20 protein-coding genes and 1 pseudogene are annotated in these 26124 nt (G+C 65.8%); 18 read left to right on the forward strand and 3 right to left on the reverse strand.

Annotated features, from left to right (window positions below):
• Window positions 1-8: 8 nt before the first annotated feature.
• Window positions 9-1757: a M1 family metallopeptidase gene (locus AAFU51_00545; GenBank protein MEO1569734.1), complete on the forward strand. Its 1749-nt coding sequence runs from the start codon at window positions 9-11 to the stop codon at window positions 1755-1757.
• A gap of 756 nt (window positions 1758-2513) precedes the next feature.
• Here AAFU51_00545 and pruA read toward each other — a convergent pair.
• Complete coding sequence (gene pruA / locus AAFU51_00550) at window positions 2514-4148, reverse strand: L-glutamate gamma-semialdehyde dehydrogenase (protein ID MEO1569735.1); 1635 nt, start codon at window positions 4146-4148, stop codon at window positions 2514-2516.
• A 174-nt stretch (window positions 4149-4322) separates the two neighbouring features.
• Between pruA and AAFU51_00555 the strand changes: the two genes are divergently transcribed.
• From AAFU51_00555 to AAFU51_00570, 4 genes are all read left to right on the forward strand, one after another.
• Window positions 4323-5591: an ABC transporter permease gene (locus AAFU51_00555; protein ID MEO1569736.1), complete on the forward strand. Its 1269-nt coding sequence runs from the start codon at window positions 4323-4325 to the stop codon at window positions 5589-5591.
• 104 nt (window positions 5592-5695) lie between these two features.
• Window positions 5696-6172 carry a redoxin domain-containing protein gene (locus AAFU51_00560; GenBank protein ID MEO1569737.1) on the forward strand — a complete coding sequence of 159 codons (477 nt, stop codon included), beginning with the start codon at window positions 5696-5698 and terminating at the stop codon, window positions 6170-6172.
• Window positions 6173-6284: 112 nt separating this feature from the next.
• The gene (pta, locus tag AAFU51_00565; GenBank protein ID MEO1569738.1) at window positions 6285-7262 is read left to right on the forward strand and encodes a phosphate acetyltransferase; all 978 of its coding nucleotides are present in this window, start codon (window positions 6285-6287) and stop codon (window positions 7260-7262) included.
• On the forward strand, window positions 7259-8068 hold the full coding sequence (locus tag AAFU51_00570) for a nitrilase-related carbon-nitrogen hydrolase (GenBank protein MEO1569739.1): 810 nt from the start codon (window positions 7259-7261) through the stop codon (window positions 8066-8068). Before pta ends, AAFU51_00570 begins: the two co-directional genes overlap by 4 nt.
• Before the next feature lie 160 nt (window positions 8069-8228).
• Here AAFU51_00570 and AAFU51_00575 read toward each other — a convergent pair whose 3' ends face one another.
• Window positions 8229-8867, reverse strand: a complete 639-nt coding sequence (locus AAFU51_00575) for a sulfotransferase family 2 domain-containing protein (protein MEO1569740.1) — start codon at window positions 8865-8867, stop codon at window positions 8229-8231.
• Window positions 8868-8939: 72 nt separating this feature from the next.
• Complete coding sequence (locus tag AAFU51_00580) at window positions 8940-10751, reverse strand: ABC transporter ATP-binding protein (protein MEO1569741.1); 1812 nt, start codon at window positions 10749-10751, stop codon at window positions 8940-8942.
• A 280-nt stretch (window positions 10752-11031) separates the two neighbouring features.
• On the opposite strand from AAFU51_00580, the gene AAFU51_00585 reads away from it, so the two are divergent.
• The 13 genes and pseudogenes from AAFU51_00585 (at window position 11032) to AAFU51_00645 (ending at window position 26077) form a co-directional block, all read left to right on the forward strand.
• Window positions 11032-11244 (forward strand): cation transporter, encoded by a 213-nt coding sequence (locus AAFU51_00585; protein MEO1569742.1) that lies wholly within the window; start codon window positions 11032-11034, stop codon window positions 11242-11244.
• 20 nt (window positions 11245-11264) lie between these two features.
• Window positions 11265-13604 (forward strand): heavy metal translocating P-type ATPase, encoded by a 2340-nt coding sequence (locus tag AAFU51_00590; protein ID MEO1569743.1) that lies wholly within the window; start codon window positions 11265-11267, stop codon window positions 13602-13604.
• A 4-nt stretch (window positions 13605-13608) separates the two neighbouring features.
• Window positions 13609-14175, forward strand: a complete 567-nt coding sequence (locus tag AAFU51_00595; protein MEO1569744.1) for a hypothetical protein — start codon at window positions 13609-13611, stop codon at window positions 14173-14175.
• Window positions 14176-14183: 8 nt separating this feature from the next.
• Window positions 14184-14687 (forward strand): annotated as a pseudogene (locus tag AAFU51_00600) (DUF763 domain-containing protein).
• Window positions 14688-15041: 354 nt separating this feature from the next.
• Window positions 15042-16208 (forward strand): histidine kinase, encoded by a 1167-nt coding sequence (locus AAFU51_00605; GenBank protein ID MEO1569745.1) that lies wholly within the window; start codon window positions 15042-15044, stop codon window positions 16206-16208.
• A 34-nt stretch (window positions 16209-16242) separates the two neighbouring features.
• Entirely contained in the window at window positions 16243-17010 is a 768-nt protein-coding gene (locus AAFU51_00610) for a LytTR family DNA-binding domain-containing protein (GenBank protein ID MEO1569746.1), read from the forward strand.
• A 187-nt stretch (window positions 17011-17197) separates the two neighbouring features.
• On the forward strand, window positions 17198-18379 hold the full coding sequence (locus AAFU51_00615; GenBank protein MEO1569747.1) for a T9SS type A sorting domain-containing protein: 1182 nt from the start codon (window positions 17198-17200) through the stop codon (window positions 18377-18379).
• A gap of 124 nt (window positions 18380-18503) precedes the next feature.
• Window positions 18504-20324: a translation elongation factor 4 gene (gene lepA, locus AAFU51_00620; protein MEO1569748.1), complete on the forward strand. Its 1821-nt coding sequence runs from the start codon at window positions 18504-18506 to the stop codon at window positions 20322-20324.
• A gap of 195 nt (window positions 20325-20519) precedes the next feature.
• Entirely contained in the window at window positions 20520-21368 is an 849-nt protein-coding gene (locus AAFU51_00625) for a hypothetical protein (protein ID MEO1569749.1), read from the forward strand.
• Window positions 21369-21571: 203 nt separating this feature from the next.
• On the forward strand, window positions 21572-22033 hold the full coding sequence (locus AAFU51_00630; GenBank protein ID MEO1569750.1) for a DUF2147 domain-containing protein: 462 nt from the start codon (window positions 21572-21574) through the stop codon (window positions 22031-22033).
• A 158-nt stretch (window positions 22034-22191) separates the two neighbouring features.
• Window positions 22192-22827, forward strand: coding sequence for an HNH endonuclease (locus AAFU51_00635; GenBank protein ID MEO1569751.1), 636 nt, complete (start codon window positions 22192-22194; stop codon window positions 22825-22827).
• Between the two features lie 179 nt (window positions 22828-23006).
• Window positions 23007-23498, forward strand: a complete 492-nt coding sequence (locus AAFU51_00640; GenBank protein MEO1569752.1) for a hypothetical protein — start codon at window positions 23007-23009, stop codon at window positions 23496-23498.
• Window positions 23499-23629: 131 nt separating this feature from the next.
• Window positions 23630-26077: a DUF1508 domain-containing protein gene (locus AAFU51_00645; protein ID MEO1569753.1), complete on the forward strand. Its 2448-nt coding sequence runs from the start codon at window positions 23630-23632 to the stop codon at window positions 26075-26077.
• Window positions 26078-26124 lie beyond the last annotated feature (47 nt).

The raw sequence follows: 26124 nt of genomic DNA on the forward strand, positions 1-26124 counted from the left end.
CGTTGCCCGTGTTTGCTCGTTTCAGCCTGCTCATCACCCTTGCCGTGGCGGCCTCGGCCTCGCTTGCGGCGCAAAGCAACCCGCGCAACACGTCGGGTGGCCTGCTTGACCCGCGCCAGTCGGCCTACGATGTCCACTACTACGACCTCGATCTCGCCATCGACCCCGAGGCCGAAGCCATCGAAGGGACGTTGACCGTGCACGCCGCCGTCCGCGACTCGGTAGATGTGCTGGTCCTTGACCTCGACACGAAGCTAGCGGTGCGCGCGGCGTTCGATCACAGCGCCGACTTCGTGGCGACGGGCCCCGTCGCACTCGGCATCCAGCGCGATGCCGGACACCTGCTGCTGCACCTCGGACGCACCCTCGTCGCCGGCGATTCGCTGGTCGTCGAGGTCGTGTACGGCGGCCAGCCGCACGTCGCCGAGCGCCCCCCGTGGCAGGGTGGGTTCACCTGGGCGAGGACCGTGGGCGGGCAGCCCTGGGTGGCCGTCTCATGCCAGGGCGAGGGCGCAGACCTATGGTGGCCGACGAAAGACCACCCCTCGGACGAGCCCGACTCGATGCGCATCGCGCTCACTGTGCCCGAGGGCCTCATCGCCGCCTCGAACGGGCAGCTGCGGCAAACGACCGAGACCGAAGCCGAGGGGAACCCGCAAGCCGGCCCGGCCACGCGCACGTTCGACTGGTTCGTCTCTACGCCGATCAACAACTACACCGTGACGGCCTACGTCGCGCCGTTCCGCGTGCTCTCGGACACCTACACGAGCGTGACGGGTGAGACTATCCCAGTCACGTTCTACGTGCTCCCCGAACGCGCCGAAGAGGCCGAGGCGCTGCTGCCTTACTTCAAAGACGACCTCCGCGCCTTCGAAGAACTGTTTGGCCCGTACCCGTTCCGCGCCGACAAGTACGGTATCGGGCACACGCCCTACCTCGGCATGGAGCACCAGACGATGATTTCCTACGGCTCTACGTTCGAGCCCAACGCCTTCGGCTTCGACTGGCTGCACAACCACGAACTCGCGCACGAGTGGTGGGGCAACCTCGTCACCGCGCGTGACTGGAACGACTTCTGGATCCACGAGGGCATCGGCACCTATGCGCAGGCGCTCACCGCCGAGCGCCACGGTGGCCTCGACGGCTACCGGCGCTACCTCCTCCAGCAACGCCGCCTCATCAACAACCGCCGCCCCGTCGCGCCGCGCGAGAGCCGGACGACGAAGCAGATGTACTTCGCCGAAGACGGCCAATCCGACGGCGACATCTACTACAAGGGCGCGTGGATCATGCACACGCTCCGCTGGCTCACGCGCGGCACCGATGGCGACGACGAGGTCTTCCACCACATCCTGCGCCGCATGGCCTACCCCGACCCTGCGATGGAGCTCGTCACCGACGGCAGCCAGTGCCGCTTCTCCGACACCGACGAGTTCCTCCGCATCGCCGAGGAGGTGAGCGGCCTCGACCTCGACGGCTTCGTGGAAGTCTACCTGCGCCGCGCCGGGCTGCCGCGCCTCCAGACGCAGCGCGTGAGTCGCGCCCGTGACCGAGGACTCGCTCTCCGCTGGGTGCTCCCCGACGGCCCGCTCCCCGAGGGCATGACGTTCGAGGTGCCCGTCGAAGTCACCGTCAACGGCGAAGCCCAGCGCGTCTTGATGCCCGGTGGCGAGGGCTTCCTCGCGCTCCCTGACGATGCAGAGGTCGAGATCGATGCGACGACATGGCTCCTGATGGACGAGGTGATAGCGGAGTAAATCGAAGTGCATACCTACCGCCATGCGACTCCTCAAGGACCGAAACTCCGATGGGTGGCTACCCTCACGCTACCGCTTCATTCAGAACCTACAGATTGGGACATGGCCGAAGTCGCTTCAATGGGCCGTCGGTTTGCTTGGAGTCCTGATACTAGCCGGGCTTTGCTGGATCATCGGCCTAGGTATCATTACGGACAGCGAAGATGTTCGGATCTTGAATGAACGAGGCGTGGTCGCAACGGGCCTGGTCGTGGATTGTGAGCTGAGGCGCGTGGGGCGTCACTGGAGTCGCGTTCTCGTTGCTGACTTCGACGTAGAAGTCGATGGACGCGTGCACACACTTCGGAGCGAGCGTAAACGGTACAACGCCTGCCGCTCCTGGATCGGCTCCCGTGTGGATGTGCTGTACGATCCTGTCGAACCGACGAGGTCGCGCATCTTGATTGCGACGCTGGGGAAGCCACCGCCAGGGCTGTTGGACCCGCTACGTCCAGAAAACCTCTTCCCATAGAGCTTCGGGCTGGAGAATCAAATCCACTCTGCAGTCATCCCCGCGAACGCGGGGACCCACACGGTTGACGCGGTGGCTCGGAGAGCCGCGAAGCTGCGCGCCAGAAATAGAAAGCTGCGAGATCGAGCCGGTTGGGTGCCATCGGGTCAGGCTCCCTGTTGATCTGATCTCGTGGGTCACCGCATGCGCGGGGATGACTATGGTGGAGGGTGGCCGAGCAGAACCGGGTCGCTCACGGCCTACCCTCAGTCCGCCTGGTGGAATGGGTAGGCGAAGTGCGTCGGCGGGTTGAAGTTCTCCTTCAGCGTGCGGAAGCTGACCCAGCGGAGGAGGTTCACGTAGGACCCCGCCTTGTCGTTCGTCCCCGAGGCGCGTGCGCCGCCGAAGGGCTGCTGGCCCACGACCGCGCCCGTCGGCTTGTCGTTGAGGTAGAAGTTGCCCGCGTTGTCCGCCAGCGCGTCGGTGGCCTGGGCGAGGAGTGCGCGTTCGCGCGCGAAGACGGCTCCCGTGAGCGCGTACGGCGACGTCCGGTTGACGAGATCAAGCGTCTCCGCGAACGGCTGGCCGTCCGGCGTGACGTAGATCGTGACGACGGGGCCGAAGAGTTCCTCGCGCATCGTCTCGTACATCGGGTCGTCCACGACGAGGACCGTCGGGTCGATGTAGTAGCCCTCGCTGTCGTCGTAGGTGCCACCAGCCGGGATGGACACGCCGTCGGTGGCCTTCGCGCGGTCGATGTAGCCCGTGATCTTGTCAAACGCCTTCCGGTCGATGACCGCGTTGACGAAGTTCGTGAAGTCGTGCGTCGGCCCGACTTTGATCTCGGCGAGTTGCGCGAGGAGGTGCTCCTCAACGGCAGGCCAGATCGCCGCGTCGATGTAGCAGCGCGAGGCCGCGGAGCACTTCTGGCCCTGGTACTCGAACGCGCCCCGCACGATGGCCGTCGCTACGGTTGCCGGGTTCGCCGACGCGTGGGCGACGATGAAGTCCTTGCCGCCCGTCTCGCCGACGATGCGCGGGTAGGTGCGGTAGTGCCCGATCTGGTTGCCGATCGTCTTCCAGAGGTGCTGGAACGTGCCCGTCGAGCCCGTAAAGTGAAGCCCGGCGAGATGCTCCGAGGCGAGGACCGGGTCGCCCACGTCGGCGCCGTCGCCGGGAAGAAAGTTGATGACGCCGGGGGGAAGGCCTGCCGCTTCGAGCACGTCCATAATGACGGTCGCGGCGCGCATCTGCGTGGGCGCAGGCTTCCAGAGCGCTACGTTGCCCATCAGCGCCGGGGCCGTCGGGAGGTTGCCCGCAATGGCGGTGAAGTTGAACGGCGTCACGGCGAAGACGAAGCCTTCGAGCGGGCGGTACTCCACGCGGTTCCAGAGGCCGGGGCCGCTCACGGGCTGGTCGGCGTAGACCTGCGTCATGAAGTGGACGTTGAACCGCAGGAAGTCGATGAACTCGCACGCGCTGTCGATCTCGGCCTGCATCGCGTTTTTGCTCTGCCCGAGCATCGTGGCCGCGTTGATCGTGTTGCGATAGGGCCCGGCGATCAGTTCAGCGGCCTTCAAGAAGATGGCGGCGCGGTCGGTCCAGGCCATGCGCATCCAGTCGTGCCGCGCGTCGAGGGCCGCTTCGATGGCGTCGGTGACATCGCCGGGGCGCGCCTTGTGGAACGTGCCGATGACGCGCTGGTGCTCGTGCGGGGGCCGCATCTCGCCAAGGCGCCCTGTCGTCCGGTGCTCACCACCTACGATAGGCCCAGCTTCGAGGTGCTCATCGCGCATCGCCAGTACGGCGCTCTGGAGCGAGGCCCGCTCCGGCGTTCCAGGCGCATAGCTGCGGACTGGTTCGTTGGTCGGAGCTGGCGGACGCGAAAAGGTGTTGTTCATCGGAGGTGCGGCTGGATTGGGGGAGCCGAAAGATAGTAGGAGCGGCGGGGGCGCGGAGGCTGAGGGGGACCGGGGAGAGGGAGAACCGGAGAGAATTGGTGACGGGCTTGATCTGTCTAACAAAGCGCCGCACCTTTTCCACCTTCGACCTTCGACCTTCGACCTTCGACCGACTTGTCTTTCGAACGCACCGTCGCCGCGCGCTACCTGTGGGACCCGACCTCCGAGGGAGCGGGCGGGCGCGGCTTCCTGCGCTTCGTGACCGGCATCGCGGTGGGGGGCGTGGCTGTTGGCGTGGCGGCATTGCTGCTCGCGCTCATGATCGTGAACGGCTTCAGCCGCGAGATCCGCGCGAAGATCATCGGGGTGGGGGCCGACATCCAGGTGACGACCTACCTGAGCCGTCCGCTCGACCGCGCCGACTCGCTCCAGACAGCGCTGGCGGCCCGCGACGAGGTCGCGTCGGCCGTGCCCATCGTGGCGGACTTCGCGCTCTTGCGGTCGTCGAACGACATCGACGGAGTGCAGCTGCTCGGTATGCCTGAGGACGGGCAGCCGTTTTTGCAAGAGCGCCTACTCGACGACGCCGGAGGCTTTTCGTTCGCGCCCGACAGCGCGGGGCGGCCCGGCGTGGTCATCGGCAGCAAGCTCGCGGCGCTCCTCGGCGCGGAGGTTGGCCAGCCGCTGACCGCGTTTTCGACACGTAGCCTTAGCCAGCCACCCGTCGGGAGTATTGCAGCGGGTCTCGCCGCCCGGCCCGCCGTTCGCCAGTTCTACGTCGCGGGCATCTACGAGACGGGCCTCGCCGAATTCGACGAGCTGTTCGCCTACACCGACCTCGACGCCGCCCGCCGCCTCTTCCGCCTCGCCGACGACGAAGTGACGCGCTTCGACGTCCGTCTCCGCGACGCCGACCTCGCGCAGTCGTACGCCCGCACCCTCTCGCTCGACCTCGGCGTGCCCTACAGCGTGCGCTCGGTCTACGACCTCTACCCGAACCTCTTCGCGTGGGTCGACCTCCAGCAGAGCATCATCCCGCTCGTCATCGGGACGCTCGTGCTCATCGGCGCGTTCAACATCATCGGCGCGCTCCTCATGCTGCTCCTCGAAAAGAGCCGCGAGATCGGCATCCTCCTTGGCATGGGGGCGAGCCGCAAGCGGGTGCGTCGCCTGTTCCTCTGGCTCGGGCTGCTCATCGGTGGAGCCGGGGCTGGATTCGGTGCAGGCCTCGCGCTGGTGCTCGGGCTCGTCCAGCAGCGCTTCGGCGTGATTCCGTTGCCACAGGACGCCTACTATCTGGACACAGCGCCCGTCGAACTTCGCGCGCTCGACTTCGTCATAGTGACGACGCTGGCGCTCGTGCTGTGCGTGCTGGCCGCCTATCTGCCCGCGCGCGCCGCGGCCCGCGTCGAGCCCATCCGCACGATCCGCTTCGGCGGGTAGCGATGATAAATTTTGATGGGTGATGTTCGATTGGGGGCGACTCCAGATATCGAATCGCTTATCACTTCCTTTCTCCGTCTCCCTTTCCTTTTTCGTCTCTCCCCATGGCCCTCTCTGTTGGCGACGCCGCCCCCGACTTCACGCTCTACTCCGATGGCATGGAGGCCGTCACCCTCTCCGACGCGCTGAAGAACGGCAACGTGCTGCTGCTCTTCTTCCCGGGTGCCTTCACGAGCGTCTGCACCACCGAACTCAACACGGTCAACAACGACCTCGCGACCTACACCGACGCGAACGCTCAGGTCTTTGGCATCTCGACCGACTCGCCGTTCGTGCTGCAGGAGTTCAAGAAGGCGAACAGCCTGACGTTTCCGCTCCTCACCGACCACAACGCCGAGGTGTCGGCGCTCTACGACTCGAAGTATGACAACGACTTCACGTCGATGAACCTCGACCGCGTCTCGAAGCGCTCGGCCTTCGTGATCGCGCAGGACGGCACGATCCGCTACGCCGAGATCACGGCCAACGCCGGTGTGCAGCCTGACTTTGAGGCGATCCAGGGTGTGCTAGCTAGCCTCTAGCGCTGCGCTGTCACGTTGTTGCGTGTTACGTATTGCGTGTTACGTGTTGAGTAAGAACACACGCAACACGTAACACGCAATACGCATGGTTTCGATACGTCTATCGATTGATATGATTGACCAGATTCAAGCGAAAGCCAAAGCTCTCAACAAACGCATCGTCCTGCCCGAAGGTGAGGATGCTCGCACGCTCCATGCGATGAAGTGGATCGTCGACGAGGGACTCGCGCAGCCGGTGCTCCTGGGCAACCCCGACGTGGTGCTGCCGCTCGCCAAGCAGGAGGGCGTCACGATCCCGGATCACGTTCCGCTCATTCACCCCGCAGCCTCGGAGCACCGCGACGCGTTCGCGCAGACCTACTACGACCTCCGCAAGCGCAAAGGCGCGACCGAGGACGAGGCTCGTGCCGCCGTCGCCGACGAACTCGTGTTCGGCGCGCTGATGGTCCGACACGACCTCGTCGATGGCTCCGTCTCCGGCGCGGCGCACCCTAGTCCCGACGTGATCCGTGCGGCGATTCGCATGATCGGCGTCGGCGAGGCCTCTGCGCTGGTATCGAGCTTCTTCCTGATGGTGATGCCCGACGGGCGCGTCTGCACGTTCGCCGATTGTGCCGTGAACGTCGAGCCGGAGGCCGAGCAACTCGCTTCCATTGGCCTTGATGCGGGGCGCGCGCACCAGCAGCTCACGGGCGAGACGCCGCGCATTGCCTTCCTCTCGTTCTCGACCATCGGCTCGGCGGAGCACCCCGACGTGGACCGCGTGCGCGGCGCCGTGAAACTTGCCCGGGAGCGCCGCCCCGACTGGACAATCGACGGCGAGTTCCAGTTCGACAGCGCCTACGTCCCGAGCGTGGCCGCCCGCAAAGCGCCGAACTCGCCGCTCCAAGGCGACGCCAACGTGTTTGTCTTCCCGAACCTCGCGGCGGGCAATATCACCTACAAGGCCGTCCAGCGTACGTCGGGCGCCGAGGCCATCGGGCCGATCCTCGCTGGCCTCTCACAGCCTGCCAACGACCTCTCGCGCGGTGCCGACGCCGAGGACATCGTCAACGTCGTCTGCATCACCGCCTTGCAGGCCGACGGATGATCGCTGCGCTGCTCCAGTTCGGCCCCGCCTACCTCGACGTGGCGGGCAACCTCGACCGCGTCGAGGCGCTGCTAGACGGCGTCGACGCGGACCTCGTTGTGCTGCCGGAGTTGTTCGCGACGGGCTATTTCTTCCGCTCGCTCGAGGATTCAGCTAGCGTTTCGGAGCCGATCCCAGACGGTCCGACGACGGAGCGTTTGCAAACATGGGCCGCTGCGACGGGTGCGACGTTCGTGGCAGGGCTGCCCGAATTGGGCGACGATGGTAAGCGGTACAACTCCGCCGTTGTCGTGCGCCCCAACGGCTCGACGGAGACGTATCGCAAGGTGCACCTCTTCTACCGCGAGAAGGACTGGGCGGCCCCCGGCGACCTCGGCTTCCGTGTCTTCGACGCGACCACGCGCGACGGCATGCCGTATCGACTTGGCGTGATGATCTGTTTCGACTGGTACTTCCCCGAAGCCGCCCGCTCGCTTGCCTTGCAAGGTGCCGATGTGATCGCGCACCCGTCGAATCTCGTGCGCAAGGATTGCCCGCGCTCGATGCCGATCCGCGCGCTCGAAAACCACGTCGTCACGATCACAGCCAACCGGACAGGGACCGAGTCGGTTGGCGACGAAACGCTGACGTTCATCGGCCAGAGCGTGATCTGCTCGCCCGAAGGCCATCCCATCGCCAGCGCCGGGCGCGAGGAGACGACGGTGCTCACCGCCAAGTTCGACCCGCACGCCTCCCGTGAGCGCCAACTCACGGCGACCAACCACCTCTTCGGCGACCGCCGCCCAGACGTCTACACACTTGAATAGGGACGGAACTCGTCAAGGAAGCATCCGGCACGTCTACTCGTCGAAGCGGGGAGCTACCACCCTTGTCATGCTGAACTTGGTTCAGCATCTCAGCGATGCTTAGTCAAACTGCAGTCGTCAGAGATCCTGAATCAAGTTCAGGATGACACATAAGGGGGCTCTATGCGTTCGTGGCGCTAGCTTCCGTCACGCCCTCAAAGGTATAGCCGAAGGCTTCCAGGTCCACCGCATAGAAGTCGGCGACGAGGTCGATGCTCGAGTCGTCGTAGTAGGTGCGGTAGTCGCGGCGCTTCGACTTCTTGAGGTGGGGGAGCTGCACGTCCTTGCCGAGTCGTCGGGCGACCTCCTCGAAGCTCTGGTGCAGGTTCTCGAACCGCATCATGTAGTCGACGAGGAGCTTGCCGTCGCCGTCCGCGATCCAGTCGTGCTGGGGCATGAACATCCGAGGCTTGTCGTAAAACGCCGGGTCCTGGTCCTGGAGTGTCTGCCAGAGCCACGTCTGGAAGCCTGTTTCCGTGTCCGCGAGGCCCGTCTGGTCGGTCATCTTGCGGTAGTGGAACAGCGACACCGCGCGGTCCCACGGGTTGCGCACGATGCAGAACGTGAACTTCCGGTCCCACACGCCGCGCCCGAGCATCGTGATCTTCTCCTGCGCCGTCTTGTGCTCGAACCGCGCGCCAAGCGCCTTCTCGACGCTGCTGCCGCCCGTCTTGTTGATGTGGATGAAGACGAACGGCTGGAGGTGACGCTCGCGGAAGATCGCGGCGCGGTACTTCAACGTCTGCTTCAGAGGGGGCATTTCGAAGTGTGAGGGTCGAAGTGGGAAGGCGGAACTAGAGGCTCGACGTTCGGCCTTCGGCGTTCGCTGCTTCTATGCATTCGCCAGTGCCATGCGCTCGAACTGCTCGTTCGCGGCGACGAGTTCGTCGAAGGTGCCGGAGGCGGTGAGCGTGCCCTTTTCGAGGAAGAAGAGCTGGTCGCAGGACTGAACCGTGCTCAGGCGGTGGGCGATGGTGATGAGCGTCCGCTCGCCGCGCAGCGCCTCGATGGCGTGCATGACGGCGCGCTCCGTCTCGTTGTCGAGCGCTGAGGTCGCCTCGTCGAACACGAGCACCTGTGGGTTGTGGTAGAGCGCCCGTGCGATGCCGATGCGCTGCCGCTGGCCGCCCGAGAGCCGGATGCCGCGCTCCCCGACCACCGTCTCGTACCCCTCTTCGAGGCCGTCCTTGATGAAGTCGTGGATGTTGGCCGCTTTAGCCGCGCGGATGACGGCGTCCATGTCGACTTCGGCCTCGCCAAAGGCAATGTTGGAGGCCACCGTGTCGTCGATGAGGACGATGTTCTGGGGGACATAGCCGCAGTGCTTCTGCCAGGCGGGGAGGAGGTCGTCGGTGACGGTCTGCCCGTCCACGACGAGCGCGCCGTCCTGTGGGCGGAGCAGCCCGAGGAGCAGGTCCACGACCGTCGTCTTGCCCGAGCCCGTCGGGCCGACGAAGCCGACTGACTCGCCCTTGCGGATCGTGAGCGACAGATCGCGGAAGAGTGGCGCGCTCTCGGGGTAGCCGAATGTCACGCCGCGCAACGCGACGGCGCCCTCAAACGGGACGGCGTTGTCGCGGACGACCTCCTTGCGGCGGCGGCGCTGGTTGTTGATCGCGTCGCCCTGGCCCTTCAGGTCGTCGTAGATGCGGGCGAGCGCGGCGTCGTTGAAGGAGATCTTCGCCATCGAGATGTAGACCTCTTGGAGGTTCGGCTTGAGCCGGAGGATGGCGTAGGCGTAGACGCCGAGCAGCGGGATGATCTCCGCGACGTTCTTTTCGAGCGCGATGTAGTAGAGTACGATCAGCAGGATGCCGCCGAAAGCAAGCGTTTCCATCGCGTACTGCGGGATCTTGGCGATCACGTTCTGGGTGACGAGCCGCTCGGCGAACGTGCGCGACGGCTTCGAGAACCGGTCGAGGAACGGCTCCTCCAAATGGAGCAGCTTCACGTCCTTGACGGCCATGAACGCCTCGCTCGCGATCTTGAAGCGCTGCCCGTTGGCCGCCACGCGCTCTTTGCCTGTGCGAAGCAGCTTGCGCTTGACCGAGAGGTAAATCAGGCTGTAGGCCCCGCCAAATACCACGAACGCCCCCACCGAGAGCAGCGGGTCCACCGCGATGAGCAGGATGAAGATGAACACGCTCACCACGCCACGGGCGACGAGCACCATGCACGGCTGGAGGATGCCGTTGACGATCTCGTTGACCTCGTAGAGGAGGTTCTTGCCAAGCTCGGCCGAGTTGGTGCGGAGGTAATAGAGGTAGGGGCGGTAGAGGTATGACTTCAGCAGCCGCATCGAGAGCGAGTGACGACGCATCTGTGTGAACCGCGCCATCGCCCACGCGACGAGCGTGTTGAACACGTTGCCGAGCACCAGCAGCGTGAGCGTCACGCAGCCGAGCGCCATCAGGAAGCCCTCCGTGGTCGCGAAGCCGAAGTAGGTGTAGACCCGCGCGAGCCACACATTCGTCTCGACCGAACTGGGGTCGGCGACGACCTGGAGAAACGGGGCTACGGAGCCGATGCCGGCCACCTGCAGCAGCGCCATCCCGATAATGGCTGGAACCAGGAGGTAGACACGGCGGCGCTCACTCGGCGTGAGCACCTGAAAGAGCTTGCGGTACGTGCCCGTCGAGCGCATGGGAGGGGTGCGGAGGGTAGGGTGCGGCTGTGGTGCCGCGGCAGCGAGTTGGCGCAATATCCCCAAAGACGACACACGGTTGGGGGGTGCCCGAAAGCTTCACAGCCGCAGCGAACGACCCTCACAGCGAAGAGGAAGCCAGGCCTCGCCACGACCAATCAACCTCCCGCGCAGGAACGTATGCGCGACAGTCTGCCCAGCCGAATGTGCATGGACCCTGACAGCGTCGCAGCGGTTCAGTCTCGGTACCTACGCCATCTTCCGCTTACCCCTCGGCACGATGAACGCCAAGCACGTCCAGACCCTCCACATCGATGGCATGAGCTGTGCCCACTGCGTCCGTGCCGTTGAGTCCGCGCTCACGGGGCGCGACGGCGTCGAGATCGAGTCGGTCGAGATTGGCTCGGCGACCATCCACTTCGACCCGGCGAAAACGAGTTTGCCCGAACTCGCGGCGCTGATCGAGGAGGAGGGCTATGCCGTCAAGCAGTAGCGCAGGTCCAGTCTAGCACGATGCGTCCTGTCGCCCTACCAAAGTCGCCAGTCACGGAGAGCGATGCAACGAGCGTCACAGCTCCGAATGCAGGCACGGCGACCGCCACGCTCTCGGTGCAGGGGATGACCTGCGCTGCGTGCTCTGGCCGTGTCGAGCGCGCCTTGGGCAAGGTGCCGGGCGTCGTGGAGGCGACGGTCAACCTCGCCACGGAGCGCGCGACGGTACGCTTTCGCCCCGCCGAGGTCGCCCGCCTCGACCTCGACCAGGTCGTCCGGGACGCGGGCTACGACGTGATCTCGGTCGCTGAGGCCGTGAGCGACGTGGTCCCAGCACGAGATGACGCCGAGCAAAAAGCGCGGGCGCAGGAACGCCGCTCGCTTCAGCGTCGCCTCTGGATCGCGGCGGGCTTCACGCTACCCATCGTGCTCCTCGACATGGGGGCGATGCTCGTGCCACCCGTCCACGAGGCGCTGATGGCGCTGCTCCCGATGCAGACCTGGCGGTTCGTGTTCTTCGCGCTCGCCAGCGTCGTGCAGTTCGGGCCGGGGCTGCGCTTCTACCGCACCGGCTGGGCCGCCGTCCGCCACGGCGCGCCGGACATGAACACGCTCGTGGCGCTGGGCACGAGCGCGGCGTACGGCTACTCCGTCGTCGCCACGTTCCTCCCGTCGATTCTGCCGCCGGGCGCCAACCACGTCTACTACGAGGCGTCGGCGACGGTCATCACGCTGATCCTAGTCGGGAAGTACCTCGAAGCCCTCGCCAAAGGCCGCACCTCCGAGGCGATCCGCGCGCTGCTGCGTCTTCAGCCCGACACCGCACGAGTCGAACGAAGCGGGCAGTATGTGGAAACGCTAATCGCCGAGGTCGTCGTTGGCGACCGCGTGCAGGTACGACCTGGGGAGCGTGTCCCTGTGGACGGGACGGTGGTTGAGGGCCGCTCATTTGTGGACGAGGCGATGCTGACAGGCGAGCCCGTACCCGTCGAGAAAGGGGAGGGTGACCTAGTTGTGGGCGGAACGGTCAACCAGGCCGGGAGCTTCACGCTCCGCGCGACACAAGTAGGAGCCAACACCGTCTTGCAGCAGATCATCCGCATGGTCGAGGCGGCGCAGGGCTCGAAGCCCGCCGTCCAGGCGCTCGCGGATCGCGTCGTGGCCGTGTTCGTCCCCATCGTGCTCATCATCGCTGCGTCGACGTTCGCCGTATGGCTCGCCGTCGGACCTGACCCCGCGCTGACGTATGCGCTCGTGGCGGCTGTGTCAGTGCTCATTATCGCGTGCCCCTGCGCGATGGGGCTCGCGACGCCAACGGCCGTGATGGTCGGCACGGGCAAAGCCGCCCAACTCGGCGTGCTGTTCCGTCGCGGCGAGGCCTTGCAGACGCTCACCGAGGTCGAGGTCGTCGCGCTCGACAAAACGGGGACGCTCACGGAGGGGCGGCCCACGCTCACCGACGTGGTAACAGCCTCCGGCTTCGAGGACGACGAGGTGCTGCGTCTCGTGGCGGCGGTCGAAGCACGGTCCGAGCACCCCATCGCTGCCGCGCTCATGCGGGCCGCCGAGGAGCGCGGTCTGGACGCTCCGGATGTTTCCGGGTTCACGGCAACGCCTGGCTTCGGTGTAGCCGGTGCGATCGAAGGGCAAGCGATTGTCGTGGGGGCCGACCGCTTCATGGCCCAGCAGGGACTCGACGTGGATGCGTTCGCGGCCGTCGCCGAACGCCTCGCCGCCGAGGGCAAGACGCCGCTCTACGCCGCCATCGACGGGCACCTCGCCGCCATCCTCGCGGTGGCTGATCCAGTCAAGCCGACCACGCCCGCCGCCATCGCGTCGCTTCGTGGCCTCGGGTTGCGCGTGGCGATGGTCACGGGCGACACCGCGACTACGGCGCACGCGATCGCGGCCCGACTTGGCATCGACGACGTGCGGGCTGAGGTGCTGCCCGCCGACAAAGCTGAGGCCGTGCAAGCATTGCAACATGGGGCGCGCCGTGTCGCCTTCGTGGGCGACGGCATCAACGACGCGCCCGCGCTCGCGCAAGCCGACGTGGGCGTTGCCATCGGGACGGGCACCGACATCGCCATCGAGGCGGCGGACCTGGTGCTGATGGGCGATGATCTCCGTGGACTGACCCGATCACTTGGACTCGCTACGGCCACGCTGCGCACGATCCGGCAAAACCTGTTCTGGGCGTTTGCCTACAACGTCGTCCTGATCCCCGTTGCGGCGGGCGTGCTCTATCCACTCACCGGGACGTTGCTCTCTCCCGTCTTCGCGGCGGCTGCGATGGGGCTGTCAAGCGTCTTCGTCCTCGCGAACGCGCTCCGGCTGCGTCGTTGGACGCCTGCTACCTAGCACCGTGCCGGATCCCGTCGTCGCCCGCTTCGAACAGACTGTGCCGCACCTGCCGCACGAGAGCACAGGCGATGTCTTCCACGACCTCGTGAGCTGCCTCGTCGAGCAGCAGATCCACTACCGAAGCACAAAGCACGTCTTCGCCCGCGCCCTCGACCGTGTCACCCCCGACACGTTCGGCGTGTTCGAAAAGGACGGACTCGCCGACGTGCGGTTGTCTCGCCAGAAGCGCGATGCGCTAGCAGCCACCGTCACATTCATCCGTGACGGCGATGCCATCGACTGGGCCGCGTTGTCCGATGCCGAGGTCCGCAACATGCTGAAAAAGATTCGCGGCGTCGGCATCTGGACCATCGACATGGTGCTGCTCTACACGCTGGAGCGCCCCGACATTTTTCCCGCGGATGACTACCACCTCAAGCAGATCATGGGCACGCTCTACGGCATCGAGCCGGGCAACGGCCAGAAACGGCGGATGAGGGACATGGCCGAGGCGTGGCGGCCCGAGCGGTCGCGCGTCGTGCGGCTTCTGCTCGCCTGGAAGGCGTGGCAGCGCGAATGCGCCCGGTAACCGCACCGATGGCCAACATCACGTCTCAACGTTCCGGGACCGCCGACCTCGCTCTCAAGGGTGGGGGCATTCCGCCGTGGCTCTTCCGGCGGATGACGAAGCTGAGCCTGCACGTCACCGAAACGATCGTTGCCGACTATGGGACGCAGGGCTTTCTGAAGCGGCTCTCCGATCCGTTCTGGCTCCAGAGCTTTGCCGCGGTCATCGGGATGGACTGGAACTCGTCGGGCGTGACAACCGCCGTGCTTCGCGCGCTTAAGACCGCACTCAATCCGCGCGCGGACGACCTCGGCTTGATTGTGTGCGGCGGCAAGGGCAAGCGCTCGCTCCAGACTCCGCACGAACTCGTCTGCTACGGCGACCGGACGGGCCTTGACGGCGACGCGCTCGCCCGCGCGAGTATGCTCAGCGCCAAGGCGGACAGCACCGCGGCGCAGGACGGCTTCCAACTCTACATCCACGGATTCATCGCCATCGCCGACGAGGAGTGGACGGTGATCCAGCAGGGCATGAGGCCCGCCGACCGCAGCGCGCGGCGCAGTGGAACGTGCCAAGCTGGGGCAGACGGATAGGGCGGAGGCACCCCGCCACCTCACGCGCCTTGCGCAGAAGCTCGAAGACGGCTACACTCCGCGTCCGTTTTTCGACGAGGCCGTTGAGCGCGAGCGCCGCGATAGCTGGAAGCACGGCGGGCGCACAGTCCAGGGGGCTGCGATGCCCCCTGACTCTGGTGACAGGCAACGGGGTCAGTTGGATCTGTTCGGCTCGGGATGAGCACCCAGTGTAGCTGCAGGGCAATACGGGACGACCTGGACGCGAGGGATCAGCAACGGCAGTATCCTACCGCGCTCCGTAATCGTACGTCTATGCTCTCCTCATTTCTGGGTAGTTACTGGCCTCGTCTGCCCCTTCTGTTCACGGCGTTGTCGCTGGTGTGGGGTGGGCTGTGGATCGGCTCGACGCAGACAGACATGTCGTTCGTGCTGGCTGTCGATCTCGTGCTGCCCGAGGTGACCTACTGGAATGGATGGGCGATGCTCACGCCTGTGATCGTCTGGCTGGCCCATCGATCCGTCAACGCTTTTCGCCGCCCGTCGTGGCAGTGGGCCCTGCACCTGCCGCTCGGCCTGCTCGTGGGAGCCGCTGCCTACGCTCTGGGTGCCGGGCTCTACGCAGCGGCGTACGTGCTAGTGGAGGCGGGAGGAATGCCCCTCGGCGAGACGCTGGGCGCGCGCATCGCGGAACGCTCGGAGATTCTCGTGAGCTTTTGGATCCCGTTCGGCTTCCTCGTCTACGTCCTGCTGATCGGCGTCGGGCTCACCCAGGGCTACCTGCGTCGGCTCCGCAACGAGGAGCGGCAGTCGGCGGCCCTACGCGCCCAACTCGCTGAGGCCCGCCTCGACGTACTCGCGCGGCAACTGCACCCGCACTTCCTCTTCAACGCGCTCAACACGATCTCGGCGACCCTGCACGAAGACCCGGCGGCGGCGGATCGGATGCTCAGCCGGCTCGGCGGTTTTCTTCGGCGCACGCTCGACCAAGTAGACCGGCCCGTGGTGCCATTGCGCGACGACCTCGCCTTTTGCAGGCAGTACCTCGGCATCGTCCAGGACCGCTTCGAGACGCGCCTGACCGTGGACTTCGATGTCGATCCGGTGGTGGAGGACGCGGCGGTGCCCTACCTGCTGTTGCAACCGCTCGTCGAGAACGCCGTGCAGCATGGCGTGGCGCGGCATGCCGGCCCGGCCACCGTTGAGGTGCGAGGACGAAGGGACGATGCAGCGGTCACGATCGAGGTGTACAACTCGGCGCCTCCTGGAGGGCTGGCCGACGCCTCGAAGCGAAGGGAGGTGGGACTCGGGCTTGCCAACACGCGGGCACGCCTGGAGGCCGCGTTCGCTGGCTCCGCTCAGGTAGCGCCCTCAGTCGTGCTCGCGCCCGCTGAGGGAGGCGTGGTGGCGCGGCTCCGCTTTCCATACCGCTCCGTCAAAGACACGGCAGTCACCGCAGACGTGGTCGCGGCCGATGGGTAGCGCTGCGTATTCCGCGACAAGTCGCCTCCGAACCGTGGCCGTAGACGACGAGCCGCCTGCGTTGCGGAAGTTGGCACGATGGCTGGCCGAGGACCCCGACATCGAAGTCGTGGCGACCTGCGCCGACGGCTTCGAGGCGCTCGACGTGTTGGAACAGCATCGCGTCGACCTGCTCGTCCTCGACATTCAGATGCCCGAACTGTCAGGCTTCGACGTGCTCCGGCGACGCCCGCCGGGTCCTGAGCCAGTTGTCGTCTTCGCGACGGCCTACGACGCCTACGCCATCCAGGCGTTTGAGCACCACGCCGCGGGCTACCTGCTGAAGCCGTACGATCGGGCTCGGTTCGCTTCGACCCTCGCTCATGCCAAGGCGCAACACCGAGGGCGCTCGCCGAGTGGCGAGGCCAAGGCGCACACCCAGGCGGCCCTAGCGTCCTTGCTCGACGCGGTACGCCCCCAGGAGCCCTACCTCGACCACCTCGCCGTGCGCCTCGCCGACCGAGTCGACCTGGTGCGGGTCGCCGACGTGGACTGGATCGAGGCCAGCGGCAACTACGTGACGGTGCATGCCGGGGGAACTCGACATCTGATCCGCACCTCGCTCACGCGTGTGGCCTCCCGGCTCGACCCGCGGCGCTTCCTCCGCATCCATCGCTCGACGGTGGTCCACCTCGACCGCGTGCAGTCTCTAGTCCCGGCCTCCCACGGCGACTACACGGTGGTTCTGCGCGACGGCACGACGTTGAACATGAGCCGAACCTACCGCGAGCACCTTCAGCGCGTGCTCGAACTCGGTTTTTAAGCGACACGCCACACGGGGCGGTCGGGAGATGGGCCTGTCGTTTCAGAGGCCTGTCGTGCCGGTTTACACCAGCAGGGTCCGGCTCGGCCCTGCGCGAGGGTCGCTGGGGAGTGAGTCGCCTACGTTGCGCGGCGCGTGGGGCCGAGGTGGCCCGCGCTCATGCTCGACCACCTACGTAGTGACCACTATGCGTCTCCTGCTTCTCCTCGTTTTTCTCGCTCCGGCCGCGCTCGCTCAGACCGTGAGCAGCATCTCTTTCCGCTCGTCCCAAACGATGGACGGGCTCTATGTGGACGAGGTCACCGGCGAGCTTTTCGCCGTCGGCGGCTTCATCGGGACCAATGTCTACAGCGTCGAGCCAGCGGGTGGGCTGAGCGTATTCGCCACAGGGCTGACTGGGCCGATTCACCTGACCCGCGCGCCGGACGGCAACTACTACGTGACCGAGTTCACGCCGCTCAATACGCAGAACGGCACCGTGAGCCGTGTCACGCCCACGGGCGATGTCACGGAGTTCGCAGTCGTCCCCGCTGGGCCGAGCGACATCGTGGCTGACGCCGAGGGCAACCTCTACGTCTCGCAATTCGGCATCGTGAGCAACGATCCGAGCACCAACGGCAACGGCGATAGCATCACGAAGATCACGCCCGACGGCACCGTCTCCGTGTTCTCGGCAGGCGGCTTGCTCGCGGCCCCTGTCGGGCTCGACTTCGACGACGAGGGTAACCTCTATGCGGCCAACATCTTCGATGGCCTTATCGTCAAAATGACGCCCGACGGCACGCAGTCGCTCTTTGCCTCGTTGCCCGTGACGGCGCCCTTCACGATCGGGCACCTTGTTTGGTCCAACGGACGGCTCTACGCGACCCATCTCGGGGCCAACCAGATCCACGTCTTCGAGCGCGACGGCACCGGCCGCGTACTCGCCGGTAGTGGCGAAAACGGTCGACAGGATGGCCCCGCTGCCGAGGCCACGTTTAGCAGCCCCAACGGCATCGCCGCCTCCGTCACGGGGGACACGCTCTACGTCAGTGAGTACATCGGCGCCGTCAACCGCATCCGCATGATCACGCTCGACGGGGCCGTCTCCACTGAACCGGACGCGCGGGACATGGGCCTTGAATTGCAGCACTATCCGAACCCCATCGCGGACGCGGCGCAGATCACGTACGCGTTGGATGCACCGGCTGAGGCAACGCTCACGGTCTACGATGCATTGGGGCGGACCGTCGCCCGACTCGCCGAAGGCATGCACGCGACGGGCAGGCACGCAGTACGGTGGGACCGGGCAGCGCAGCCGGCTGGCCTTTATGTACTGAGGCTGCAAGTTGGAACCGACGCCGTGATACGGCGGATGATTGTGCAGTGATCTCGCAGACAGCAGGGCTTCAGAGAAGGAAGGGATAGGCCGCAAACTTCCCTCGGTTCACATCGTAGATACGAGGCTCCGTCCGGCGGTCCGAGATATCTTTCGGACCCCGCGTTTTCTCCGTTTGCCTGTCTCTAGCCTCGTGGATCAGTCCCGCATCCGCAACTTCTGCATCATTGCCCACATCGACCACGGCAAGTCGACGCTGGCCGACCGGCTGCTCGAAGCCACGGGCACGCTCACCCAGCGCGAGATGCAGGACCAGGTCCTCGACTCGATGGACCTCGAGCGCGAGCGCGGCATCACGATCAAGAGCCACGCCATCCGCATGAACTACACGGCGGAGGATGGCCAGGATTACGTGGTCAACTTGATCGACACGCCGGGGCACGTCGACTTCACCTATGAGGTCAGCCGGGCGCTGCAGGCCTGCGAGGGCGCGATCCTCGTCGTCGACGCCGCGCAGGGCATCGAGGCGCAGACGATCTCGAACCTCTACCTCGCGCTCGACGCCGACCTGGAGATTATCCCGGTCCTCAATAAGGTCGACCTGCCGAGTGCCCGGCCCGAACTCGTGGCCAAGTCGATCACGGACCTCATCGGCGGCGACCCGGACGACGTGCTACACGTGAGCGCCAAGACGGGGGAGGGCGTCCCGGCGGTGCTGGAGCGCATCATCGAGCGCGTGCCGCCCCCGAAGGGCGATCCCGAGGCGCCGCTGCAAGCCCTCATCTTTGACTCGGCGTTCGACACCTACCGGGGCTCCGTCGTCTACGTCCGCGTAGTCGAAGGCACGATCCGCGACGGCGACGGCATCACGTTCATGGCGACGGACGCCCGCTACAACGCCGAGGAGATCGGCCACCTGACGCTCGGGCGGACGCCCGTGAAGACGCTCGTCCCCGGCGAGGTCGGCTATATCGTCGGCAGCGTGAAGGACGTGCAGGACACCCGCGTGGGCGACACGGTCACGCACAGCCGCAAGGGCGCCGAGAAGCCGCTGCCCGGCTACCGCGACGTCAAGCCGATGGTCTTCTCGGGCATCTACCCGACCGACTCCGCCGATTTCGAAGACCTCCGCGCGTCGCTCGACAAGCTCCAACTCTCCGACGCAGCGCTCCGCTACGAGCCTGAGACGTCCGCCGCGCTCGGCTTCGGCTTCCGCGTCGGTTTCCTCGGCATGCTCCACATGGAGATCGTCCAAGAGCGCCTCGACCGCGAGTTCGACCTCGATATCATCACGACGCTCCCCAACGTGCGTTACACGGTGGCGCTGACCGACGGCACGGAGGAGATGGTCGAAAACCCGTCCGAGATGCCGGAGACAGGCCGCATCGACGAGATTCGCGAGCCGTATGTCAAGGCCGAGATCATCACGCCGACCGACTACATCGGCCCGCTGATGCAGCTCTGCCAGGAGCGCCGCGGGGAGTACATCAACACGCAGTATTTCGACGAGGAGCGCGTCGGCCTGCAGTACAACCTCCCGCTAGCCGAGATCGTTTTCGACTTCTACGACCGCCTGAAGTCGTTCTCGCGCGGGTATGCGAGCTTCGACTACGAGTTCATCGGCGAGCGCCCCTCGAACCTCGTCAAGCTCGACGTGCTCCTCAACGGCGACGCCGTCGATGCACTGTCGACCATCGTCCACCGCGACAAGGCCTACCACATGGGCCGCAAGCTCGGCCAGAAGCTCCGCGAGCTCATCCCGCGCCAGCTTTTCGACGTGGCGATCCAGGCGGCCATCGGCAACAAGGTGATTGCGCGCGAGACCGTGAAGGCGCTCCGCAAGGACGTGACCGCGCGCTGCTACGGCGGCGACATTTCGCGCAAGCGCAAGCTGCTCGAAAAGCAGAAAGCGGGCAAGAAGCGCATGAAGCAGGTCGGCTCGGTGGACGTGCCGCAGGAGGCCTTCCTCGCCGTGCTCTCCATGGGAGACGAGTGACGCCTGGCGTGTGCTCTAGCGAGCCCATGCGTGTAGTGTTGAGTGCGGCTCGTCTGGTTGGTGTCCGTACGCGCGTACCCAGCGCTACGTTTGCACTCCAGAGGCTTGCCTTCGGTCGAGAATGGACGGAGTTTTGCGGGACCACATGGGTGGGTGCTCCGTAGGCATCCGAAGCGCGCTCGACCTTCCACCACCATGCTGTTCTCTCTGCTCATGCCGTTCTCGGGACGCTGTGTTCTAGCTGCTATCTTTGCCGTTGGTTTAGCCACGCCGCTAGCCGCGCAGGATGTGGTGAAGGTCCTCCAGAAGCAACGAGAGCGCGCGCGTGTGATCGAGGTGCTCGACGAGAAAGGAGCCTCGGCAGAGCCCGTGTCCATCGACGCGCCGGAGCTTCACGAAGACGAGGTGACGGGGTGGATCGCAGCGGAGCGGATCGCGCGGGCGCAGCGCGTCGCAGACTCGCTGCAGGCCATCGAAGACTCGCTAGCGGCACTACCCCCCCTTACGGAGGTGCGCTTCCGCAAAGTGGAGCCGCACGAGCAAGGCGAGTTCCTCGATCAAAACATCGAAGCGTATTGGATGTCGACATCGCTACCCACGCCAATGGACTCGGTGGCCACGCTGTACCTGCGCGGGCGCTTAGCCATGCAATACGGTACGCCGACCCGCAACGCTGCGGCGGTGGAGCAAGAGCAGTACGGCGGCAGCGAGTTCGTCCAGTTCGAATACTGGTTCGTCGTCAACGACTCCATCCCGCTCATGGTGCTTGACCGCAACGGACCGGAGGGCATGGGTCTGCTCGTGGCGGGCGACCGCAAGCACGAAGCCCTCCTGGGGCACGTCAAGGCAATGCTCGCCGACCAACTCGTCGCCTCGACGCGCCTGGCGTCGTACGTGGACTACTACCAGTCGCGCAACACGCGGCAGTGGTACCGGGCGGGCTACGACGGGACGACGTTCTTCGTCAACGCGATCCGGCGCCCGAGGTGGGCGCGGCGCATCCCGGCGCCCGACCAGCGGCAGAAGTGGACCATCCATCGCTAGCCTTGCTCGCGGTGCGCGACCGGTGCTGGAGAATAGGTTTGTGGCAGGGTGAACATGGAGCCCATGCTGAGACATGCGGCGCGTGTTGCTTTCGAGCACGGGCGGGCGGCTTGCTTGGAGACGGACCGCCGCGCGTACTAGATTGCGGCGGGACAGCGTTCTCCACGCGCTCCCTCGACTTCTCGACACCACCGAACACCCCCATGCGTTTCTCTTTCCGCGCACTGCTCCTCGCCGCGCTCGCCTTCGGCGTCTCGCTCCCCGCGCTCGCCCAGTCGCCGGTTGGCCGCTGGTACACCATCGATGACGAGGACGGTCGCAAAAAGTCCATCGTCGAGGTCTACGAGGCCGATGGCAAGCTCAACGGCCGCATCATCACGCTCATCGGCGAAGAAGGCAACACTGACCAGCTTTGCATCGACTGCGCCGAGGGTTTCGATGGACTCGAACTCGATGGCGTCGTCATCCTGACCGGCATGTCCGACGACGACGGCGACGGTGAGTATACCGGAGGCCGCATCACCGACCCGAAGAGCGGCAAGCGCTACAAGGCCAAGATGGAACTCAACGACGACGGCCACCTCGAAGTCCGGGGGTATCTCGGTATCTCGTTGCTCGGACGTACCCAAGTGTGGGAACCCGCCGCGCCTGACGCGACGGAGTAAGCGCGACGCACTCAGCTTGCGACGCCCCCCGCACGACTCGGTGCGGAGGGCGTCTTTTTTTGCCCGACCGCGCCGCTAGCTAACCTTCTGATAATCCACGCGGACCCTTGCCACGGGGCAACCCGACGGTATCTTCCGCAAACCCACCCGTTCTAACGATGGAGGCCCACTCTTCTCAGACCTCTACGTCTTCGCTCCCGCTCTCGACCACGTCGGTCCTGCACGCCCTCGCCGCTCGCGAGGCCTTCGATGGGGACACGGCGATGAGTAGCACGCTCTCATCCGCGACCGTTCTCGGCGGGCACGTCCTGGTGCTCAACGCCGACTACCGCGCCATCTCGGTGTGCAGCGTCCAGCGCGCTGTCGTGCTCGTGATGCTGCAAAAGGCCGAACTCGTCGAGGTGCGTTCGGGCATGTCGCTGCGGTCCGCGCGCAGCAAGTTTCCGTGCCCAAGCATCGTCCGGCTGCGCGTCTACGTCCGTGTGCCCTACAAGCGCATCCTGCTCTCGCGCAAGAACGTGATGCGCCGCGACCGTCACACGTGTCAGTACTGCGGCCGCCGCGACAAGCTCACCATCGACCACGTACTGCCAAAGTCGCGTGGGGGTAAGGACACGTGGGAAAACCTTGCGACGGCCTGCGTGGACTGTAACAACCGCAAGGGCAACCGCACGCCTGACGAGGCGGAGATGCCGCTCGCGCGCAAGCCGTTCCGCCCAAGCCACGTCATGTTCATCCGCGACTTCCTCGGGTCGCTTGACGATGCGTGGAAGCCGTATTTGTACCTAGCCTAGCCGGTGTTCCTCAGTGGTTCGGTGGTCCAGGGCTTCGGTGGGATTCGCCGCCTCTCCGAAGTGCTGGACCACTGAGATGCTGGAGCACAAGGCTGAAAAAGCCGTGGAGGTGGCACCGGGGTCGTGGGTGGGCATACAGGAAGCCGCAAGCCGATTGCCCACCGCTGACAGCCTACCCCATGAACATCCTCTCCAACCGCCTCTTCGCTCGTGCGCTGTGGGTGCTGCCGCTCCTGCTGCTGACGATCTGCGTCTCACTCGTGCGCGCTGGCATGGAGCAACTGGAAGTGCTGCGGGAGGGAACCACCGTCAGCGCCGAGGTCGTCGAGGTCTTCACCCGTGAACGTGCCGAGATCACGTACGGCGAACTACGCCTCGTGGCCACACCGCCGGAGGCGACACAGCCCGAGAGCCTCGCCGTCGAGTTGCCGCTCACGTTCCTCAAGGACGTGGAGGCGCGCGATCCAGAGACGATGGACATCGTGATGACAGCGGGTAGCGAGCAGGTGGTGCTCGTCCCGTACCAGCGCCAGCAGGTACAGCTTACGTTCATCAACGCGGCGATGGCGCTCGTTGGCTTCCTTGGGCTCGCTCCGATGGTCTTCTTTTGGAACAGAACGCTTGCGCGGGAGGGCGACCCTGCGGACATCGGCTCCGCCGAATCGACCTAGCTCGGCCCAATTGGAACTCGGTCTGGCTTGAAATCGCACAATCGTTGGGCTAAGTCCAACACCGCTTCGATTTTTGTGGCGGGAGCACTAGGTTTGGGGGATACCACCATCCCACTGCCTATACCGCCCTCATGCGCTTCGAAATCCGCCAACGTGCCGATGCGCAGTTCGTCTTCGAACTGCGCGACGAGGACCGCCTCCTCCTGACCAGCCGCCCCTTTGCCGACCGAGAAGCTGTCGTGAATGCGGTGCAGGCCACGGTGGATGCCATCGAAGAGGCCGAGGGCTACGATGCCGTCCAGTCGGACGCAGGCTACATCCAACGCGTCTACGACGCGGACGGCGGCGTGCTGGCCGAGAGCCCAGCGTCCGCGAGTGAGACCGAGGCAAACGCCTTGGGTGCCGCCCTCCTCGAAGGCGCCGCTCGCAGCGACGACTACGAGGTCACGATCACCACCACCACGACGGACGCGGCGTCGGTGCCGCTCGCGTTCCGCTCCATGCGCGAGGTCGATCCCGCCAGCTACTACGACTTCGACGCCATCGGAGCGAGCCGGGCAACGGGCGGACAATCGTTCGAAGACGGCGGCGAGTACTACTATGTCGTCAACGACGGCGACGGCCAGCCCTTGCTCTTTACGCGTCATTACGCCACCGCCGGGCCGCGCAACAAACGCATGCGCTCGGTGCTCGAAGCCGCGGGCCGCGACTCGCGCTACGAGACGGTTGAGGAGGGTGGGCAGACCTACTTCATCGTGAAGGCGCGCAACGGCATGGAGATCGCCCGCAGCCGGGCGTTCACCTCGGCGGCCGCGATGACCGCCGCGATAGGCTACCTCCAAGGCTACGCGCCAGCCGCCTACCAGGATGTGAAGACGACAAGGCGGCGCGGCGGCGGCTCTGACGCCAACGACTACGACTTCACGCTCACCAGTACCACCAACGAACCCGGCTTCGACGCCTACCGCGCAGGTCCCGGCCAATTCGTCTTCCTGTTCAACGACGAGGGCGGCCAGCCCATTCTGTTCAGTCAGGGTTATTCGGGCCGCTCTTCGCGTGACAACGGCATCAAGGCCGTGATCCGCAACGCCGGGGAGGAGGGACGCTACGAACTCAAGGAAGAGAACGGGGAACACTTTTTCATCCTCCGAGCGGGCAACCGCCGCGAGATTGCTCGCAGCCGCGTCTTCCCGAGTGCCGCCGCCGCGCTCGCAGCGATGGCGTTTCTGCGCCGCCAAGCTCCGACGTTCGCCGACCAGTATGGCATTGTCCTGGCAGATCAAACGCGTACGAGAACGGATACGGAGTCCTTTACGGTCCGCGCTGATCCGCGTGAAGCAGTAGGTGGGGCTCTCGGCGCGGCCGCACTGGGACTCGCCGGAGCCGCCCTGTCCGGGGGCGACGACGAAGCTGAGGAGACTGAGAGCGCCGACGGCGATAGCGCCGTAGCCGGCGCTGTGGCAACGGGTCTCAGTGCCAGGACTGGCGCTGGCGTGGCAGGCGTGCCGCTGAGTGAAGACGACGACGAGGAGACCGGGGCCGCTGCGGTCCCGCTAGCCGGTGCTGCTGCCGTTGGTGGCACTGCAGCAGCAGCATCTTCTGCGCCTGCCCCGCGCGAGCGTGTCACGCCGGTGGCTGCTGCCGGAGGAGGAGGAGTCTCAGGAGCCGCAGCGGGCGCGACGAGTGGTGCGGCGGCTGGCGGCGGCTGCATGAAGTGGCTCCTGCCGCTCTTGCTCGCCCTTCTGCTGCTGTTCCTGCTGCTGTGGTTCCTGCGTGGGTGCGCCGGGTGTGGTGATGTTTCCGGGGAAGAGTCGAGTGGCATCGTCGATGGCGATGCGGCCGAGGGCAGCACCGATGCGGTTCCGCTCCCGCTGCCCGCCGACTCGATGGAGGTCGACACCACCACCGCTGAACTCGGTATGGGCATCGATACGACGGCGACCGCCGCCGATGAGCCAACGCCTGAGCCTGCCCCTGAGCCGACTTCCGAACCTGCGCCAGTGCCCGAACCTGCGCCAGCGCCCGAACCGGAGCCTGCGCCAGCCCCCGTGCCGGAGCCGGAGCCTGCTGCTGCGGTGCCGAGCGCGCCTGACGTGTCGGGCGCGGTCGTGCCTCGTGCGGCGGCCTCCGGATTCGACCTCGACAACTACACGCTCACGCCAGGCTCGATGGAAGCACAGCTGCTCGCCTACCTCAATGGCAGCGAGCCTGCCGGGCGCTCGTTCGTGTTCTCCCGCGTCAACTACCCCTCAGGCGATCACCCCATCGACGCGAGCGGAGCCGAGCAGGCTTTCCTCGTCGGTGAGATTCTGAAGCGCTTCCCGAACGTCCGCGCGACGATTCACGGGCACATCGATGGAATGGAGAGCGAAACGTACACGGGGCCAAACCCACGTGGCTCGATGACGCTCTCCCAACTCCGCGCCCACTGTGTCTGGCAGCGCCTAGTCTACCAGGGCGTTCCACGTAGCCAGATTGAGATGGTCGGGCACGCCAATAGCGACCCTGTAGGCTCAGACGACATGGCTGAGGGGCGGCAAGCGAACCGCCGCGTCGAGATCGAGATCACGCGCAAATAGGTCCCCGCAGGACAATCTTGGAGCCAGGCTCGGCACGCCAGGAGAGA

Source organism: Bacteroidota bacterium (assembly GCA_039821555.1).
GTDB lineage: Bacteria > Bacteroidota > Rhodothermia > Rhodothermales > Rubricoccaceae > JBCBEX01.